Origin of the sequence: uncultured Dechloromonas sp. (assembly GCF_945957265.1) — a bacterium.
In the GTDB taxonomy this organism is placed as follows: Bacteria; Pseudomonadota; Gammaproteobacteria; order Burkholderiales; family Rhodocyclaceae; genus Azonexus.
Genome location: NZ_CAMFKO010000038.1, coordinates 19,917 through 37,357 on the forward strand (window position 1 = coordinate 19,917; position 17,441 = coordinate 37,357).

Consider the following 17,441-nt stretch of genomic DNA (forward strand, 5'->3'; position numbering starts at 1 on the left):
GGATAACTTTGTGAATTACTTCCGGGCCAATGCGCTAAGTCGTGGGCCGGTAAGGATTTTGTCACCTTGCCGAAATAATGGGCAACCAACAAAATCGTTTAAATTCAACACCTTGAATAAACACAATACTGTCAAGGCTTTTTGCGGACATTTTTTTCGCAGGTGGCAAAACTCTGTGCATAAGTCAAGCTTTGCCACCCACTTATAGGCATTACTTACGTAATAGACGGCTATGCGTATGCACCGCTTCGACCAGGGCGGTCACGCTCTCGGGCGGCGTGAACTGGGAGATGCCATGGCCCAGGTTGAAGACATGGCCGGTGTTGCCCGTTCCATAGCTGTCGAGCACCTTCTTCGCTTCCGCGGCAACGATTTCCGGCTGGGCGAACAGCACGTTCGGGTCGAGGTTGCCTTGCAGGGCGACCTTGTCGCCGACGCGGCGGCGGGCCTCGCCGATGTCGATGGTCCAGTCCAGGCCGACGGCGTCGCAGCCGATGGCGGCGATCTTTTCCAGCCACAGGCCGCCGTTCTTGGTGAACACGATGCTCGGAATGCGCTGGCCGTCCTTTTCCTTCTTCAGGCCGGCGACGATGCGCTGCATGTAGGCCAGCGAGAATTCCTCGTAGGCGGCATTGGACAGCGAACCGCCCCAGGTGTCGAAGATCATCACCGCCTGGGCGCCGGAGTCGATCTGCGCGTTGAGGTAGGAAATGACCGACTCGGTGGTCACCGACAGGATCTTGTGCAGCAGGTCCGGGCGGTTGTAGAGCATGCCCTTGATGTTGCGGAAATCGCTCGAGCCCTGGCCTTCGACCATGTAGCAGGCGAGCGTGTAGGGGCTGCCGGAGAAGCCGATCAGCGGCACCGAGTTGTCCAGGGCGCGGCGGATTTCCGACACGGCGTCCATGACGTAGCCGAGGTGCTCGTAGGGATCGGGAGCGGTCAGGTTGTTGATCGCCCATTCCTCGCGCAGCGGACGCTCGAAACGCGGGCCCTCGCCTTCGGCGAAATACAGGCCGAGGCCCATCGCATCGGGCACGGTCAGGATGTCGGAGAACAGGATGGCGGCGTCGAGGTCGTAGCGGGCCAGCGGCTGCAGCGTGACTTCGCAGGCCATGCTCGGCGACTTGCACAGGTTCAGGAAATTGCCGGCCCGTTTGCGGGTTTCGCAGTACTCGGGCAGGTAGCGGCCCGCCTGGCGCATCAGCCACAGCGGGGTGTATTCGGTCGGCTCCTTCAACAGGGCGCGCAGGAAAGTGTCGTTCTTGGGTCGGCTCACGTCGGACTCCGCCAGAAAATCGGAAAAGCGGCATTATCCGCCTTTCCCCGCTCGCGGTCACTTGCGATACATCAGGAAAAGGCGGGGTGCGTCACTTTCTCCAGAAATACGGGGTAAAGAGCACGACCAGGGAAAATATCTCGAGACGCCCGGCCAGCATGGCCAGCGAACAGATCCACACCTGGAAGTCGGTCAGCGCCTGGTAGTTCTGCGCCGGCCCGACCACGTTGAGACCCGGCCCGGCATTGTTGATGCAGGCGATGATCGCCGTGAAAGCGGAGATGAAGTCCAGGCCGCTGGCGACCAGGAAGAAGGTCAGTTCGCCCACCGTCAGGGCGTAGAGGAAGATGAAGCCCATGACGGCGCCGGCAATATGGGTCGGAATGATGCTGCCGCCGATGCAGATCGGATTGACGACATTCGGGTGGATCAATTTTTCCAGTTCGCGCGCGCCCTGCCGGATCAGGATCAGCGTGCGGATCATCTTGATTCCGCCGCCGGTCGATCCGGACGATACCGCGATGCAGGACAGGAAGAGCATCCACAGCGGCACGAAGATCGGCCACTTGTCGTAATCGACGCTGGCGAAGCCGCAGTCGGTGGCGATCGACACCAGGTTGAAGGCGACATGGCGGAAGGCGACGCCGAGGTCGTCATAGACGTCGGCCTGCCACAGGTAGAGGGAACAGACCAGGATGCTCGAGGCGATCAGGGCGACAAAGGCCTTGGCCTCGGTGTCGCGCCAGTAGCAGCGCAGCGAGCGCCCCCGCCAGGCGACGAAATGGGTCGCGAAATTCATGCCGGCGATCATCATGAAGACGATCAGGATGCCCTCGATCATGGGCGAATCGAACTGGCCGACGCTGGCGTCGTAGGTCGAGAAACCGCCGAGCGAGAGTGCGGCGAAGGCGTGGCAGATGGCGTCCAGCCAGTTCATCCCGGCCAGCTTGAGGCAGGCGATGCACGCCGCGGTGATGCCGAAATAGACCAGCCACAGGGCCTTGGCGGTGCCGGCGATGCGCGGCGTCAGCTTCGAATCCTTCATCGGGCCGGGCGTTTCCGCCTTGTAGAGCTGCATGCCGCCGACCCCGAGCAGGGGCAGGATGGCGACCGCCAGCACGATGATGCCCATGCCGCCCAGCCAGTTCAGCTCGTGCCGCCACAGGTTGACCGACGGCGGCAGTTTGTCGAGGCCGGTGAGCACCGTGGCGCCGGTGGTCGTCAGACCGGACATCGTTTCGAAGAAGGCATCGGTGAACGACAGGCCGTCGATGGTCAGCATCAGCGGCACCGTGGCGATGGCGGCCATCATGACCCAGGCCAGGGTGACCAGCAGGAAGCCGTCGCGCGGGCGCAACTCGCGCTTGTAGCGGTGCGTGCAGACAACCAGCCCGGCCCCGCAGGCCAGGCAGAAGAGCATGGCGTCGAAAAAATCCCAGGTCGTGCCATCGGCATAGATCAGGGAACTGGCAATCGGCATCAGGTAGGTCGCCGCAAAGAAAAGCAGCAGCATCCCCATGACGTGCAGTACAGGCAGGACGGTATGCATGGCGGCCCCGCTCAGAAAAATCCGACGCTGACCTGGAACAGCGCCTCGACCTTGCGGACGAGCTTCTTCGACAGGCAGAAGACGATGACGTGATCGCCCGATTCGATGACCGTTTCGCCGTGCGCGATGACGACATGCCCGGCCCGCCGCTCGACCGTCCCGTCGTCGCGCACGCGCAACACCTCGATCTGCTCGAAATTGCGCACCAGCGCCGCCACCGTGACGCCCTCGGGGAAGGGAATCCGGTCGATCCGCCGCCCGACCACCTGCGAACTCTGCGCATCGCCGTGGGCGACGATCTCCAGCGCCTCGGCGGCTCCCCGGCGCAGGGAATGCACGGCCACCACGTCGCCGCGCCGGACATGCGCCAGCAAATGGCCGATCGAAACCTGGGCGGGCGAAATGGCGATGTCGATCGGCCCGCCCTGGATCATCTCGGCGTAGGCGCGCCGGTTGACGATGGCGACGACGCGCTTGCACCCCATCCGCTTGGCCAGCGAGGCCGACATGATGTTGTTCTCGTCGTCGTTGGTCAGCGCCAGGAAGAGATCCATGTCGTCGATGTTTTCCTGCTCCAGCAGGGCCTCGTCGGTGGTATCCCCGGCCAGGACCAGGGTGTTGTCGAGTTGCGTGGCGGCGAGCTCGGCGCGCTCCGGGCGATTTTCGATGAGCTTGATTTCGTAGCGGGACTCCAGGGCCGCGGCGACGCGCAGGCCGATGTTGCCGGCCCCGCCGATCATGATGCGGCGCACCGCCGTCATCATCCGGCGCAATTCGCGCAGCACGGGCCGGATATCCTCGGCCGCCGCCAGCACGAACACCTCGTCGCCGGCCCGGATCAGCGTTTCGCCCTCCGGCTGGATCGCCTGCTCGTCGCGGTAGATCGCCGCGATCCGGGCGTCCATGCCGGGCGGCAGATGTTCGCGCATGTCGCGGATCGGCTTGCCGACCAGCAAACCGCCGTCGTAAGCGCGAACGGCAACCAGGAAAACCCGGCCGCCGGCGAATTGCATGACCTGCAGCGCCTCCGGGAACTCGATCAGGCGCTGGATATATTCCGAGATCACCATTTCCGGGCAAATCGCATGATCGACCGCGAACTTGTCGGGCGCCAGCAGGCTGGGATCGCTCAGGAAATCCTGCGAGCGCAGGCGGGCGATCCGGGTCGGCACGTTGTAGACGCTCTGCGCCAACTTGCAGGCCACCAGGTTGGTCTGGTCGCTCTGCGTCACGGCAATGACCAGGTCGGCGTCCGCGGCGCCCGCCTCGCTCAGCACGCTGGGGGTCGCCGCGTTGCCGGCCACCGTGCGCAAGTCCAGCTTGTCCTGCAGTTGCATCAGGCGGGCCCTGTCGCTATCGACCACCGTGATGTCGTTCTCTTCCGAAACCAAACCCTCGGCCACGCTCGCACCAACCTGACCGGCCCCCAGAATGATGACTTTCATGCAACCCCCAAATTGTGTGTCAGGGCGGTGCCCCGTTTATTCTTCGCCGCGTTTTCCGAGCTTGACGTCCAGTTGCTTGAGCTTGCGATACAAGTGGGTGCGCTCCAGGCCCGAACGCTCGGCCAGCTTCGTCATGTTCCCACCTTCCAGGCGCAGATGGTGCTCGAAATACAGTTTTTCGAAGGCGTCCCGCGCTTCGCGCAGGGGCTGGTCGAAAAGCGGCAGCAGCGACTGCATTTCCGAACGCTCGCCCCCATCCTGGGGCATCACCCGGAGCACGTCGTCGGCGCTGATTTCCTCGTCGAGCGAGGTCAGCGCCAGGTTGCGCACCAGCACATAGAGATCGCTCCAGCTCGAATCCGGCTGGCGCTTCCACGGCAGGGAGCGCAGCGTATTCAGGGCGGCCGTGGAAAAACGGCGCAGCGGCACTTCGCCGCGTTCGACAAAATTGGTCAGCAGCAACCCGGCGATCTCCGGCAGCTCGTCGCCATGGCCGGCCAGCGACGGCATGGCCACCCAGACCTCGCCGATGCGCGACAGCAGCTTGCTGTCCCAGCCGGCGTCGGCCAGCGTCGTCAGCGACACGACCGTCGCCGCGACCAGTTGCAGGTTCAGTTTCTCCAGGCGATCCATGGCGAAGGCCAGGTTCATCTGCTGCATCTTGCCGAGCACGGCGAGATTGGGGACAAACAGGATGCCGCCGGTGATCTTTTCGAGCATGTCCTGGGTCAGCGCGCTGCTCACCTCGCTCAGGTCGAGCCATGGCGCACGCGGCAGCTGCAGCGTGCGCGCGCAGATTTCCGCCATGCCGCCATTGGCCCCCTTGATCAACAGGGCCGGCGACTTGGCCGACGCCTGCTCGAGGCGCCGCTTGAATTCCTTGACGAAGGCCGAGCGGGTGAAGGATTCCAGCGTCAGCGCCGGCCGGGCCGGCGGCTTGTCGTGCTTGAGCGCCTTCTGCACGGTGGACAGCAGTTTCTGCAGGGCAATCGGCTTCTCGAGGAAATCGAAGGCACCGAAGCGCGTGGCCTCGACCGCCGTGTCGATGGTGCCGTGCCCCGACATCATGACCACCGGCATGTTGAGATGCCCGGCGGCGTGCCACTCCTTGAGCAGGGAGATGCCGTCGGTATCCGGCATCCAGATGTCGAGCAGGACGAGATCGGGGCGCAGATCGTTGCGAATCTGCCGCGCCGCCGTCGCGTTTTCCGCCAGCCGAACGTCGTACCCTTCGTCGATCAGGATTTCCGAGAGCAACTCGCGGATACCCACTTCGTCGTCAACGACCAGAATGATGGCCATTTTTGGCTTCCTCCTCTTTCACCAGGGGCAGGCGGATGTCGATCCGCGCGCCGCCCTCCGGTGCATTGCTGATTTCGATGCTGCCCTGGTGTTCGTCGACGATCTTCCTGACGATGGGCAAGCCAAGGCCGGTTCCCTTGGCCTTGGTGGTGACATAGGGCTCGAAGATGCGCGGCAACAGCTCGACCGGGAAGCCCGGGCCGTTGTCGGCGATCGACAGGCGCGCGTGGCGGATGCCCCGTTCGGTACGCAGGAGGATGCGCGCCCCGGCGCGTCCTTCCAGCGCATCCTCGGCATTGCGCAGCAGGTTGTGGATGATCTGCCGCAGCTGCGTGGCATCCCCCAGGATGCTGCCGAGGTCGGCCGCCAGGTCGGTTTCGATGGTCGCCGACGAGCTTTCGTAAAGGCCCAGGACTTCGCGGATCAGTTCGTTGAGATCGAGCGGTGCCACTTCCGGCGCCGGCAGGCGAGCGTAGTCGCGGAAGTCGTCGACCATGCGCTTCATGGCCTGCACCTGGTTGATGATCGTCTGCGTGCCGCGCGCCAGCATGTCGGCATCGCCATTGGCCAGCTTGTCGGCCAGCTTGAACTGCAGGCGCTCGGCCGACAGCTGGATCGGCGTCAGCGGGTTCTTGATCTCGTGCGCCAGGCGGCGCGCCACCTCGCCCCAGGCCGCGCTGCGCTGGGCGGCGATCAGCCGGGTCACGTCGTCGAACACCACCACGTCGCCGCCGCCGCTCGCTTCCGGCAGGCGGGAACCGCGCAGCAACAGCACCTGCGGCATGCCGTTCGGCCGCTCCAGCTCGAGCTGGGCCTGCCACTCCGGCTCCCCGGTCGCCGCAAACTGCTCGCGGATGAAGCTGCCGAGCACCTGCTGGCGCGGCCACTCCTCGACGGCGACGCTGACCACGCCGTCGAAGTCGTCGTTCAGGATGGTCAGCGCCCCTTCGTTCACCGTGCGCAGCACGAAGCGCCGGTCGAAAACCAGCACGCCGGTGGACAGGTTGGCGAGGATCGATTCGAGGTAGCCGCGCGCCGACTCCAGCTCCGCCCGGTGGCGCTCGGTATCGCGGCGCGCGTCGTCGAGCTGGCGCGTCATGCGGTTGAAGGACTGGGTCAGCACGCCGAGTTCGTCGCCGCTGTAGATCGCCTGGCGCGGCGAGAAGTCGCCCTGCGCCACGGCCTGCGTCCCCTCGGCCAGGATGTGGAGCGGCGCCGCCAGCCGGCGCGCCATCAGGTAGGCCAGCGCGAAGGCGCCGAACAGGGCGACGAGCACGGTCAGCGTCAGGGTCAGCGCGTAGATGCGGGTCAGGCCGTCGCGCGCCAGCTGCAGCTCCTGGTAATCGCGATACACCCCCTGCACCGCGTCGGCATCGTGCGCCAGGGCGGTCGGGACCGGCTGCGTCAGTTGCAGGATGCGCGGCTCCTCGAACATGTCGCGTGCCGATACGGGAACCAGCACGCGCAGGAAGAGCTTGCCGCCGTCGCCCTCGACCGTGCCGATCGAACGGGAATTCCGCGCCTGCTTGAGTTGCGCCTGGCTGGGCAGCTCGGGCATCAGGCTGGACAATTCGCTGGTCGCGCTCGACAACAGCTGGCCGCCGACCGAGAACAGCGCGGCCGTCTGCACGCCCTTTTCCTCGCGCAGGCGGAGCAGCGCCGAACGGCGCGAGGCTTCCTGGATATCGGACAATTCGCTGGCCATGCTGCGGCCCTTATCGACGATGTCGGCGAGCAGCGAATCGAGCGCCGAGCGCCCCAGGTGCAGGCCGGACTCGAGCGCCTTCTCGACCCGCACGTCGAACCAGCTTTCGATGGAGCGGGTGACGAACTGCACCGACACGCCATACACCAGCGCCCCGGGCAGCACCGCGATGACGCCGAACATCAGCATCAGGCGCAGTTTGAGCCGGGCCCCGAAGACCTGCGCCTGGTAATCGCGCCACAGGGTGCGCAGCTGCCAGCCGACGAGGCCGACCATGCCCAGCGCCAGGATCACGTTGAGGGCGATCAGCAAGGGATAGTTGCGCGAGAAAATCACCGTGTCGGCCGCCGTCGACATCAGCAGCAGGAACCACAGGATGCCCCCGACTGCTGCCGCGAAAGCCCCGCCGGCGGCGACGAAGCGCTTCATTTCGACTCCAGCGCCGGCAAGGGCGGCGGCGTCGTCTGCCAGGTCTTCCAGTCGGAAGCCAGGCTCCAGTCCCGGTTGCCGAGCGCGGTGATCTGGAAGGGACGCGGCAGCTGCGTCACATCGAGGCGCAGGCGCAAGGCCGCATCGTAGCTTTCGCCCGGACGGACGCCCTTTTCCCCGCGTTCGACGACCACCCAGTTGCGCAAGCGGGCGAGGACCTGCACGGCTTCCGACAAGGTGGTGAAGGACTGGTGCAAACCGCCGGTGGACAAGCGGTATTGCCGGGTCAGCGCGTGGTAGGACAGGCGGTAGGTCTGGCTGCGCGTGACCAGCTTCTCGTCGAGCCAGTACCAGCGCGCCTTGGTCAGCTCGAAATCGGCGACCAGGTGCAGCACGACCCCCTTGGTCACCGCCTCTTCCAGGCGCGGGTTCAGTTCGAACTTGAAATCGGCCGATACCACGTAACCGTCTTCGGCAGCCTGGAACTGCGGATTGGCGACTTCGATTTCCGCCGCCCAGACCATGGCCGGCAACAGGGCCGCCGCCAGCAGCCATCCCCCGAGGCGACACACCGCCCCGAGCAGGCGACGGAGGCGCGCTGGCGAAAAATCAGGCACGCTTTTCAAGCAGGCAGTAGAAGAAGCCATCGTGATCGGCAGTCGGTAGTAGCTGTTCCTCTTGGCGGCGCAGGGCCTGCGGCTGGCGTTCGACGAAACGTCTGATCTGCTCGCCGTTTTCGTCCGGGAACACCGAGCAGGTTGCGTAGAGCAGTTTACCCCCCGGACGAACGACCTGCCACAGGGCATCCAGGATCCGGGCCTGCGCCCTGGCGAAGCTGGCGATGTCCTCTTCCCGGCGCAACCACTTGGCGTCCGGATTGCGGCGCACGACGCCGCTGGCCGTGCACGGCACATCGGCAAGCACGGCATCGAACGGCTGGCCGTCCCACCAGGCGTCGAGCTTGACGCAATCGGCCACCGCGACCTCGGCCCGCAATTGCAAGCGGGCCAGGTTTTCCTCGATACGGCGGCAGCGCGCGGCTTTCAGGTCGAGCGCCAGCAAGACCACATCGGCCCGTTCCAGCAGATGCGCCGTCTTGCCGCCCGGCGCGGCGCAAGCGTCGAGGACCCGGCTGCCCGGCGCCGGATCGAGCAGGCCGGCCGCGACCTGGGCGCCCGGGTCCTGCACCGAGACGACGCCTTCGGCAAAGCCGGGCAGCGCCTCGACCGCCACCGGCCGGGCCAGCGCCAGGCCGCTTTCGCCGACCGGCGAGGCGTCGATGCCGGCCGCCCGCAGGCGCTCCAGATACGCGTCGCGCGTCGTCTGCCTGACATTGACCCGCAGGCCCATGGGCGGCGGCGCATTGCCGGCCGCCACGATGCGCTGCCAGTCGTCCGGATAGGCGGCCTGCAAGCGGGCCAGCCACCACTCGGGATGCTGCGCCGCAGCCAGCGGATCGTTGCCGGCCGCCGCCGCGAGTTCCGCCTGCTGGCGCAGGAAATTGCGCAGCACGCCGTTGACCAGGCCGCGGAACTTGCCGCCGATCAGCTCGCCGGCCGCGAAAACCGCCTGGTCGACCACGGTATGCACCGCCTCCGGCCGCGTCTCGATGCGGTAGAGCGAAACCAGCAGCAAGGCCCGGATCTCGTCGGCCGCCAGCGGCCGTTCGAGCAGGCGGGAGAGGAAGAAGTCGCCCCGGCCGTAGGCGCGCAGGCTGCCATAGACGAGATCCTGCACGGCCGGTCGGGCGACCGGATCGACCCGGCCGAGCAAGCCGTCGGCAAGGCTCTGCCCGGCGAAAACGGCAGCGTCGATACGGGCGGCCTGGAGCAGGGCGTAGGCGAGTGAAGTGAACGGCAATCTGGACATAGGCCGGGATTATCGCACGCGGCATAATGGACCAATGCGCCCTTTCCTCCCCGCCCTGCTTTTCCTTTGCCTGGCCCAGCCCGCCCAGGCCTGGAATGCCGCGGGCCACCGGCTGGTCGCGGCCATCGCCTGGCAGCAGCTGTCGCCGCCCGCCCGCGATGCCGTCGGCGCCGCCCTCGCCCGCCATCCCGACCACGGCCGCTGGATCGACAAGGCGCGCTCCGCCGATCCCGCCGACCTGTTCGCCGAAGCCTCGACATGGCCGGACGACATCCGCAACGACCCGCGCTTCCACGACGAGGAGCGCGAGCCGCCGACACCGCCGCTGCCCGGCCTGTCCGACACGGCGCGCCACAAGCGCTGGCATTACGTCGACCTCGACGCCGCCGGCAAGGTCCGCCAGGGCGAACTGGACAGCCGGATCGCGCAGCTGACCCGGCAATTGCAGTCCGGCCGCCCGCCCGAACAGGTCGCCTACGCCCTGCCCTGGCTGCTGCACCTGGTCGCCGACATCCACCAGCCCCTGCACGTCGGGCGTCACGGCGACGAAGGCGGCAACCTGGTCGAGATCGAGAATCCCCACAACAAGCGGCTGCCCTTCAGCAGCCTGCACCTCTATTGGGACGACCTGCCCGGTCCGCCGTGGCTGCGCGGCAAGCGGCTGGACGACAATGCCCGCCGCCTGCTCGAGCGCTACCCGCCGCCGGAACAGGGCAGCGTCGCCACCTGGCGCGACGAAAGCCACCGTCTTCTCGCCACGGCCTATCCGACCGAAGCCGGCAGCCTGCTTCCCATCGTCGACGAGGATTTCCACCGGCGCAGCCGCGACACCGCCAACCGGCGCCTCGTCGACGCCGGCTACCGGCTCGGGCGCCTGCTCGACAGCCTCTTTGGCCATGGCGTTTCACGTGGAACGCAATAGAATCGCGTCATGAACGGATTGCACCTGATCGCCGACCTGCACGACTGCCGCTGCGATCCAGCGCGGCTGCTCGATGCCCCGGGGCTGGAAACCTATTGCGTGGACGCCTGCCAACGCCATGGCCTGACCGTCGTCGGCAGGCTCTTCCATGCCTTTCGGGACGCCAGCGGACAAGCGGCGGGGGTGACCGGCACGGTCGTCCTCGCCGAGTCGCACCTGGCGATTCATACCTGGCCGGAAATCGGCGCCGTAACGCTCGACATCTACGTCTGCAACTTCAGCGACGACAACAGCGCCCGGGCGCAGGCCCTGTTCGCCGAGACAGTCGCCCGCTTCGCGCCGGCGTGCGTCGAGCGCCATTCCGTTCGCCGCGGCCAGCTGGTGGCGGCGTAGCAGCCGGCTGCTACCCGGCCGCCGCCGAATCTCTCCACAATCCGTTGTACGCCGCCAGCGATTTCGCCGGCGCCGACAACCCGAATGGAGACCGACATGGCTGCCAAGAAAATCCTGATGCTGACCGGCGATTACACCGAAGATTACGAAACCATGGTGCCCTTCCAGGCCCTGCTCATGGTCGGACACACCGTGCACGCCGCCTGCCCGGGCAAGAAGGCCGGCGACCAGGTGCGCACGGCGGTGCACGACTTCGAAGGCGACCAGACCTACAGCGAGAAGCCCGGCCACAATTTCACGCTGAATGCCGACTTCGCCGCCATCAAGGCCGAGGAATACGACGCGCTGCTCATCCCCGGCGGCCGCGCCCCGGAATACCTGCGTCTCAACCCCGAGGCGCTGGCGATGGTCCGGCATTTCGCCGACGCGCAAAAACCGATTGCCGCGGTCTGCCACGGGGCGCAGTTGCTGACGGCGGCCGGCGTGCTGGAAGGCCGCTCGTGCAGCGCCTACCCGGCCTGCGCTCCCGAAGTGCGGGCCGCCGGCGGCCGCTATGCCGACATCCCGGTCGACCAGGCCCATGTCGATGGCAACCTGGTCAGCGCGCCGGCGTGGCCGGCACATCCCTACTGGCTGGCCAAATTCCTGGTCCTGCTCGGTACGCGGATCGCCCTCTGATAACCTGAACGGGCAGGCAAACCGCCTGCCCCAGCCGGAGCGCTCCCATGTGCGAGATTTACGTCAAAGCCGACCCGATGCTCTACGAATCCCGAGCCCGCTCGCTACGCATTCACGGCTTCGTCACCAAGATTCGCCTGGAAAACCTGTTCTGGGACATTCTCGCCGAGCTGGCCGGCAACGAAGGCATGACCACCAACCAGCTGATCGCCAAGCTGTACGACGAAATCGAACAGCTGCGCGGGGAAGTCGAGAATTTCGCGTCCTTCCTGCGCGTCACCTGCCTGCGCTACCTGACGCTGCGCCACCAGAAGAGCGGCGAGAAACCCAGCCTGGCCGTGGTCGGCACCTTGCCGCCGGCCAATGTGATAGCGGCCTGAGCCGGCATCAGCCGGCGAAGCGGTCGCCGACCTTGAGCGGGTGTCCGGCCAGGAACTGCTGTACCGGCAGGCGCTTGCCGCCGGCCTTCTGCCATTCGCTGACCGCCAGGGCGCCTTCGCCGCAGGCGACGACCACTTCCCGCTTGTCCACCGCCAGCACGCTGCCCGCCGGCCCGCTGCCCGCCACCGGCCGGGCCTGCCACAACTTGACGGTCTGCCCGGCGAACAGGGCTTGCGCCCCCGGAAACGGGTTGAAGGCGCGGATGTGGCGATCCAGTTCGGCCGCCGGCCGGTTCCAGTCGATCAGCGCCTCGGCCTTCTCGATCTTGTGCGCGTAGGTCACGCCCTCGACGGGTTGCGGCACGGCCGGCAGGGGCAGGGCACCCAGCGCCTCGACGCACAGGCTCGCCCCCAGCCCGGCCAGGCGATCGTGCAGCGTGGCCGTGGTGTCGGCTGCCTCAATGGGAAAGGCGCCGCGCAGCAGCACCGGGCCGGTATCCAGCCCGGCTTCCATCTGCATGATGCAGACGCCGGTTTCCGCGTCCCCGGCCAGCAGTGCGCGCTGGATCGGCGCCGCGCCGCGCCAGCGGGGCAGCAACGAGGCGTGGATGTTGATGCAGCCGAAGCGCGGCATGTCGAGCACCGCCAGCGGCAGGATCAGGCCGTAGGCGGCGACGACCATGACCTCGGCGCCGACGGCGGCGACCCTGGCCTGCGCCTCGGCATCCTTCAGGCTCAGCGGCTGGAAGACCTCGATGCCGTGCTCCAGCGCCACTTTCTTGACGGCGGACGGCTGCAGGCTCATGCCGCGGCCGGCCGGCCGGTCGGGCTGGGTCAGCACCAGTGCCACGTCGTGGCCGGCGGCGATGATGGCCGACAGCGCCTGTGCCGCGAATTCCGGCGTTCCCGCAAAGATCAGCTTCATGCGGTGACGCGCGCCTGCTTGGCCAGCTTGCTCTTGATGCGCCCCTGCTTGAGCTGGGAGAGGTGATCGACGAAGACGATGCCGTCCAGGTGGTCGATCTCGTGCTGGATGCAGACGGCGAGCAGGCCCTCGGCCGCCATGGTCTGCGCCTTGCCGTCGAGGTCCAGATACTTGATGGTGACCCGCTCGGCGCGCTCGACCTTGTCGTAGATACCGGGCACCGACAGGCAGCCCTCCTCGCCCACCTGCTGCCCTTCGCAACGCGACAGCGTCGGGTTGATGAAGACCAGCAGATCGTTCTTCTCTTCCGAGGTGTCGATCACCACCAGGCGCTGATGCACATCGACCTGCGTCGCCGCCAGGCCGATGCCGGGTGCCTCGTACATGGTTTCGGCCATGTCCGCCGCCAGTTTTCGAATGCCGTCATCGATTTTGGCAACGGGTTGGGCAACCTTTTTCAGGCGCGGATCGGGGAAACGCAAAATGGGTAGAAGAGCCATGTCAAAAATGGAATAAAAGCTTGCTCGCTTAGGTTATTACGTGCAGAATCTAAAGCAATTCCGAGGTAAGAATACGCAAAATCGCTTGACGCTACTGAGACCGCTTCGGTGGCATTGCGTTCCACCGGCACGAGAGGTTACGACTATGGTTCGCATTATATCCGCGCTCATCTTGGCCGTGACGGCCGTCTGCGCATCCGCCGCCGACCCGCTGCAGCTCGTCGACAACCCGCCGGACCGCCACGTCGTCGTCAAGGGCGACACCTTGTGGGATATCTCCGGAAAATTCCTGAAACACCCCTGGCGCTGGCCGGAAATCTGGCAGATGAACAAGGATCAGATCAAGAATCCCCACCTGATCTATCCGGGCGACGTGGTCATGCTCGACATGTCCAGCGGCTCGCCCCGCCTCAAGCTCGGCAAGCGCGTCGGCGGCAGCACAGGCGGCTCCGGCAAGCTCCAGCCGAGCGTGCACAGCACAGCCGTCCAGCAAGTCATCCCGAGCATTCCGGCGGGCGCCATCGAGCCCTTCATTTCGCAGCCGCTGGTCATCGAGGACAGCGAACTCAACACCGGCGTCAAGATCGTCGCCATGCAGGAAGACCGCATGCTGGTCGGCACCGGCGACACCTTCTACGCCAGCGGCATCCCCGACGCCGCGGTCACGAAATGGCACGTCTTCCGCAAGGGCAAGCCGCTGAAGGATCCGGAAACCGGCAAGGTCATCGCCTACGAAGCCTTCTTCCTCGGCAACGCCCGCCTGGTCAAGCCGGGAGAACCGGCCATGCTGCGCATCTCCCTGGCCAAGGAAGAAATCGCGCGCGGCGACCGCCTGGTTCCGGCGCCGGAACCGCAGATCATTTCCTACGTGCCGCATCGCCCGGAACAGGACATCTCGGCCCGCGTCATCGGCATCTATGGCGGCCTGCGCGAAGGCGGCGCCAATTCGGTCATCGCACTGAACGTCGGCAAGAACAACGGCATGGAAATCGGCCATGTCGTCGCCCTGTACCGCAAGCGCGTCTCGCTCGACGTGGATTCCGACGGCCGGCGCACCGCCACCCCCGTTCCCGACGAGCGCTACGGCCTGGCCTTCGTCTTCCGCGTGTTCAACGGCGTCAGCTACGCGCTGGTCGTCGAATCGTCCAAGGCGGTCATTGCCGGAGATTCGGCAAGGAATCCGTGAGCGACACCAACGCCCTGGCCGCCTGGCTGCGGCTGACCCTGGTTCCCGGCATCGGCGGCGAGACGCAAAGAAAGCTTCTCGCCGCTTTCGGTTTACCCGAAGCCATTTTCGCTGCCGGCCGCCTCGAGGTACGCAGCGTCGTCGGCGAGCGCGCCGATCCGCTGTTCGACACCGACCCCGCCGAGGCCGTCGAGCGCAGCCTCGAATGGGCCGGCCAGCCGGGCCAGACCATCCTGACCCTGGCCGATCCCGGCTACCCGCCGGCCCTGCTCGAAATCGCCGATCCGCCGAGCCTGCTCTACGTGCGCGGCAACCCGGAACTGCTCAAGCGGCGCGGACTGGCCGTGGTCGGCAGTCGCAATGCCACGCCGCAAGGCGCCCAGACCGCCGAAAGCTTCGCCCGGCACCTGACAGCCCGGGGCCTGTGTATCGTCAGCGGCCTGGCGCTCGGCATCGATGCCGCCGCCCACCGGGGCGCCCTCGCCGCCAGCGGCGATACGGTCGCCGTCATCGGCACCGGCGCCGACCGCATCTATCCGGCGCGCAACAAGGAGCTGGCGCTCGCCATTGCCGAGCGCGGCGCCATCGTTTCCGAATTTCCGCTCGGCACCCCGGCCGTGGCCTACAACTTCCCGCGCCGCAACCGGATCATTTCCGGACTGGCGCGGGGCGTGCTCGTCGTCGAAGCGGCCCCCGAGAGCGGCTCGCTGATCACCGCCCGCCTGGCCGCCGAGCAAGGCCGCGAGGTCTTCGCCATCCCCGGCTCCATCCATTCGCCGGTCGCCCGCGGCTGCCACCAGCTGATCAAGCAGGGCGCCAAGCTGGTGGAGACCGCCGGCGACATCCTGGAAGAGCTTGGCGACGATTGCCTGCCCTCGGCCAGCGTGCCATCGGTGGTCGCTGCGCCCGGCGAAACCTCGCCCATTCTCGCCGCCCTCGGCCACGCCCCCTGCAGCCTCGACGAACTCGTCGAGCGCACCGGGCAGAGCGCCGACGCCTTGCTGCCCGAATTGCTGACACTCGAACTCGGCGGCATCCTGGCGACACTTCCGGGCAACCGCTACCAGCGCCTCGCTTAGTAGCCCCCCCCCGAGATTGCGGAACAAAATGAAAGCGAAGGATTTGCGCTGCTGGCTAGGCGCGAACCACAGCGATAGCCAAAGCTATCGCGAGGATGCGCAACAACGCCAGCAGCGCAAAGACGAGTTTTCATGTTTCGTCATCTCGGGGGTGGACTACTTACCCCACTTATATAGAGACGGCTTGCCAAGCCGCTTGCGGGACACTTATCATGCCCCGGCACTCCAACAGGTCAAACCATGTCCAAACAGCTGATCATTGCCGAAAAACCTTCTGTCGCCGCCGACATCGCGCGGGCGCTGGGCGGTTTCACCAAACACGACGACTACTTCGAAAGCGAGCAGTACGTGCTTTCCTCGGCCGTCGGTCACCTGCTGGAACTGGCCTGTCCGGAAGAATTCGAGGTCAAGCGCGGCAAATGGTCCTTCGCCCACCTGCCGGTCATCCCGCCGCACTTCGCGCTGAAGCCGATCGAGAAGACCGAGTCGCGCCTCAAGGTGCTCAACAAGCTGATCAAGCGCAAGGATGTCGATGGCCTGGTTAACGCCTGCGACGCGGGGCGCGAAGGCGAGCTGATCTTCAATTACATCGCCCAGAACGCCAAGTCCGGCAAGCCGGTGCAGCGCCTGTGGCTGCAATCCATGACCCAGGGCGCGATCCGCGACGGCTTCGCCCGCCTGCGCCCGGGACGCGAAATGGAAGGCCTCGGCGATGCCGCCGTCTGCCGTTCCGAATCCGACTGGCTGGTCGGCATCAACGGCACGCGGGCGATGACCGCCTTCAACTCGAAGACCGGCGGCTTCCACCTGACTACCGTCGGCCGCGTGCAGACGCCGACGCTGGCCATCGTCGTCGAGCGCGAAAAGAAAATCCGCGAATTCAAGCCGCGCGACTACTGGGAAGTCGAAGCCGAATTCAGCGCCAAGGCCGGCAGCTACCGGGGCAAATGGTTCGACGAAGGCTTCAAGGGCAAGAACGAGGACGAACACGCCCGCGCCGACCGCCTGTGGGAAGTCGCCCGCGCCGAAGCCATTCGCGCCGCGACGCTCGGCAAGCCCGGCGAGGTGAGCGAGGAATCCAAGCCGGAAACCCGCCTGTCGCCCGCCCTGTTCGACCTCACCACGCTGCAGCGCGAAGCGAACGCCCGCTTCGGCTTCTCGGCCAAGACCACGCTGTCGCTGGCCCAGGCGCTGTACGAAAAGCACAAGGTCCTGACCTACCCGCGTACCGATTCGCGCTGCCTGCCGGAGGACTACCTGCCGACGGTCAAGGAAACGCTGGCCGTGCTGACCGGCCAGGGCGCCGGCAAGGGCCACGACGAAGTGCTGCTGTCGCGCTACTCGCCCTTCGCCCACCAGATCCTGGCCCGCAACTGGGTGCTGCCCAACAAGCGCATCTTCAACAACGCCAAGATCAGCGACCACTTCGCCATCATCCCGACGCCGCAGGCCCCGAAGAGCCTGAACGAGATGGAACAGAAGCTGTACGACTTCGTCGTCCGCCGCTTCCTGTCCGTTTTCTTCCCGGCTGCCGAGTTCCTGGTCACCACCCGCATCACCCGCGTCGAGGGCCATCCGTTCAAGACCGAGGGCAAGGTGCTGGTCAATCCGGGCTGGCTGGCCGTGCATGGCAAGGAAGGCCAGGAAGGCGACGAGGGCAACCTGGTTGCCGTCGAGCCCAAGGAAAAGGTCAAGACCGACGAAGTCACCGTCAAGGCCAACGCCACCAAGCCGCCGCCGCGCTACTCTGAAGCTGTCTCTTATACACATCTCCGAGCCCACGAGACCGAGGCTGATCTC

The 17,441-nt window shown here is 66.2% G+C and carries 15 protein-coding genes; 6 read left to right on the top strand and 9 right to left on the bottom strand.

The features are described 5' to 3' along the window. Positions 1-211 precede the first annotated feature (211 nt). The 7 genes from hemE to rsmB all read right to left on the bottom strand — a co-directional run bounded on the left by hemE (position 212) and on the right by rsmB (position 9,578). On the bottom strand, positions 212-1,279 hold the full coding sequence (hemE, locus tag Q0P59_RS16545; protein WP_295008318.1) for a uroporphyrinogen decarboxylase: 1,068 nt from the start codon (positions 1,277-1,279) through the stop codon (positions 212-214). A 91-nt stretch (positions 1,280-1,370) separates the two neighbouring features. Beyond that, complete coding sequence (locus Q0P59_RS16550) at positions 1,371-2,828, bottom strand: potassium transporter TrkG (RefSeq protein ID WP_295008320.1); 1,458 nt, start codon at positions 2,826-2,828, stop codon at positions 1,371-1,373. Between the two features lie 11 nt (positions 2,829-2,839). Beyond that, complete coding sequence (gene trkA / locus Q0P59_RS16555) at positions 2,840-4,273, bottom strand: Trk system potassium transporter TrkA (protein ID WP_295008322.1); 1,434 nt, start codon at positions 4,271-4,273, stop codon at positions 2,840-2,842. Positions 4,274-4,309: 36 nt separating this feature from the next. After that, positions 4,310-5,575: a response regulator gene (locus tag Q0P59_RS16560; RefSeq protein WP_295008324.1), complete on the bottom strand. Its 1,266-nt coding sequence runs from the start codon at positions 5,573-5,575 to the stop codon at positions 4,310-4,312. Next, positions 5,553-7,709 (bottom strand): ATP-binding protein, encoded by a 2,157-nt coding sequence (locus Q0P59_RS16565; RefSeq protein WP_295008326.1) that lies wholly within the window; start codon positions 7,707-7,709, stop codon positions 5,553-5,555. The genes Q0P59_RS16560 and Q0P59_RS16565 overlap by 23 nt, the downstream gene beginning before the upstream one ends. After that, a complete protein-coding gene (locus Q0P59_RS16570) occupies positions 7,706-8,326 on the bottom strand; it encodes a DUF4390 domain-containing protein (RefSeq protein WP_295008328.1) in 621 nt (206 codons plus the stop codon). Before Q0P59_RS16570 ends, Q0P59_RS16565 begins: the two co-directional genes overlap by 4 nt. Further along, on the bottom strand, positions 8,319-9,578 hold the full coding sequence (rsmB, locus tag Q0P59_RS16575; protein ID WP_295008330.1) for a 16S rRNA (cytosine(967)-C(5))-methyltransferase RsmB: 1,260 nt from the start codon (positions 9,576-9,578) through the stop codon (positions 8,319-8,321). Before rsmB ends, Q0P59_RS16570 begins: the two co-directional genes overlap by 8 nt. Before the next feature lie 34 nt (positions 9,579-9,612). On the opposite strand from rsmB, the gene Q0P59_RS16580 reads away from it, so the two are divergent. From Q0P59_RS16580 to Q0P59_RS16595, 4 genes are all read left to right on the top strand, one after another. Next, positions 9,613-10,500, top strand: a complete 888-nt coding sequence (locus Q0P59_RS16580; RefSeq protein ID WP_295008332.1) for a S1/P1 nuclease — start codon at positions 9,613-9,615, stop codon at positions 10,498-10,500. 9 nt (positions 10,501-10,509) lie between these two features. Beyond that, positions 10,510-10,893, top strand: a complete 384-nt coding sequence (gene speD, locus Q0P59_RS16585) for an adenosylmethionine decarboxylase (protein WP_295008334.1) — start codon at positions 10,510-10,512, stop codon at positions 10,891-10,893. A 96-nt stretch (positions 10,894-10,989) separates the two neighbouring features. Continuing rightward, positions 10,990-11,571, top strand: coding sequence for a DJ-1/PfpI family protein (locus Q0P59_RS16590; RefSeq protein ID WP_295008336.1), 582 nt, complete (start codon positions 10,990-10,992; stop codon positions 11,569-11,571). Positions 11,572-11,618: 47 nt separating this feature from the next. Then, the gene (locus Q0P59_RS16595) at positions 11,619-11,951 is read left to right on the top strand and encodes a ribbon-helix-helix domain-containing protein (protein ID WP_295008338.1); all 333 of its coding nucleotides are present in this window, start codon (positions 11,619-11,621) and stop codon (positions 11,949-11,951) included. Positions 11,952-11,958: 7 nt separating this feature from the next. Here Q0P59_RS16595 and fmt read toward each other — a convergent pair whose 3' ends face one another. Continuing rightward, complete coding sequence (fmt, locus tag Q0P59_RS16600) at positions 11,959-12,876, bottom strand: methionyl-tRNA formyltransferase (protein ID WP_295008340.1); 918 nt, start codon at positions 12,874-12,876, stop codon at positions 11,959-11,961. After that, positions 12,873-13,376, bottom strand: coding sequence for a peptide deformylase (gene def, locus Q0P59_RS16605; RefSeq protein ID WP_295008342.1), 504 nt, complete (start codon positions 13,374-13,376; stop codon positions 12,873-12,875). Before def ends, fmt begins: the two co-directional genes overlap by 4 nt. A 145-nt stretch (positions 13,377-13,521) precedes the next feature. Here def and Q0P59_RS16610 point away from each other — a divergent pair, with 145 nt between their 5' ends. Both Q0P59_RS16610 and dprA read left to right on the top strand, forming a co-directional pair. Then, the gene (locus Q0P59_RS16610) at positions 13,522-14,562 is read left to right on the top strand and encodes a LysM peptidoglycan-binding domain-containing protein (RefSeq protein ID WP_295008345.1); all 1,041 of its coding nucleotides are present in this window, start codon (positions 13,522-13,524) and stop codon (positions 14,560-14,562) included. Then, positions 14,559-15,641, top strand: coding sequence for a DNA-processing protein DprA (gene dprA / locus Q0P59_RS16615; RefSeq protein ID WP_295008347.1), 1,083 nt, complete (start codon positions 14,559-14,561; stop codon positions 15,639-15,641). The genes Q0P59_RS16610 and dprA overlap by 4 nt, the downstream gene beginning before the upstream one ends. Positions 15,642-17,441: the final 1,800 nt, after the last annotated feature.

Bases quoted from the DNA above. Each gene is read 5' to 3' on its own strand.
- Q0P59_RS16610 (WP_295008345.1), top strand. From the start codon at position 13,522: ATGGTTCGCATTATATCCGCGCTCATCTTGGCCGTGACGGCCGTCTGC.
- def (WP_295008342.1), bottom strand. From the start codon at position 13,376: ATGGCTCTTCTACCCATTTTGCGTTTCCCCGATCCGCGCCTGAAAAAG.
- Q0P59_RS16560 (WP_295008324.1), bottom strand. From the start codon at position 5,575: ATGGCCATCATTCTGGTCGTTGACGACGAAGTGGGTATCCGCGAGTTG.
- Q0P59_RS16595 (WP_295008338.1), top strand. From the start codon at position 11,619: ATGTGCGAGATTTACGTCAAAGCCGACCCGATGCTCTACGAATCCCGA.
- Q0P59_RS16580 (WP_295008332.1), top strand. From the start codon at position 9,613: ATGCGCCCTTTCCTCCCCGCCCTGCTTTTCCTTTGCCTGGCCCAGCCC.
- rsmB (WP_295008330.1), bottom strand. From the start codon at position 9,578: ATGTCCAGATTGCCGTTCACTTCACTCGCCTACGCCCTGCTCCAGGCC.
- trkA (WP_295008322.1), bottom strand. From the start codon at position 4,273: ATGAAAGTCATCATTCTGGGGGCCGGTCAGGTTGGTGCGAGCGTGGCC.
- speD (WP_295008334.1), top strand. From the start codon at position 10,510: ATGAACGGATTGCACCTGATCGCCGACCTGCACGACTGCCGCTGCGAT.
- Q0P59_RS16565 (WP_295008326.1), bottom strand. From the start codon at position 7,709: ATGAAGCGCTTCGTCGCCGCCGGCGGGGCTTTCGCGGCAGCAGTCGGG.
- Q0P59_RS16590 (WP_295008336.1), top strand. From the start codon at position 10,990: ATGGCTGCCAAGAAAATCCTGATGCTGACCGGCGATTACACCGAAGAT.
- fmt (WP_295008340.1), bottom strand. From the start codon at position 12,876: ATGAAGCTGATCTTTGCGGGAACGCCGGAATTCGCGGCACAGGCGCTG.
- Q0P59_RS16550 (WP_295008320.1), bottom strand. From the start codon at position 2,828: ATGCATACCGTCCTGCCTGTACTGCACGTCATGGGGATGCTGCTGCTT.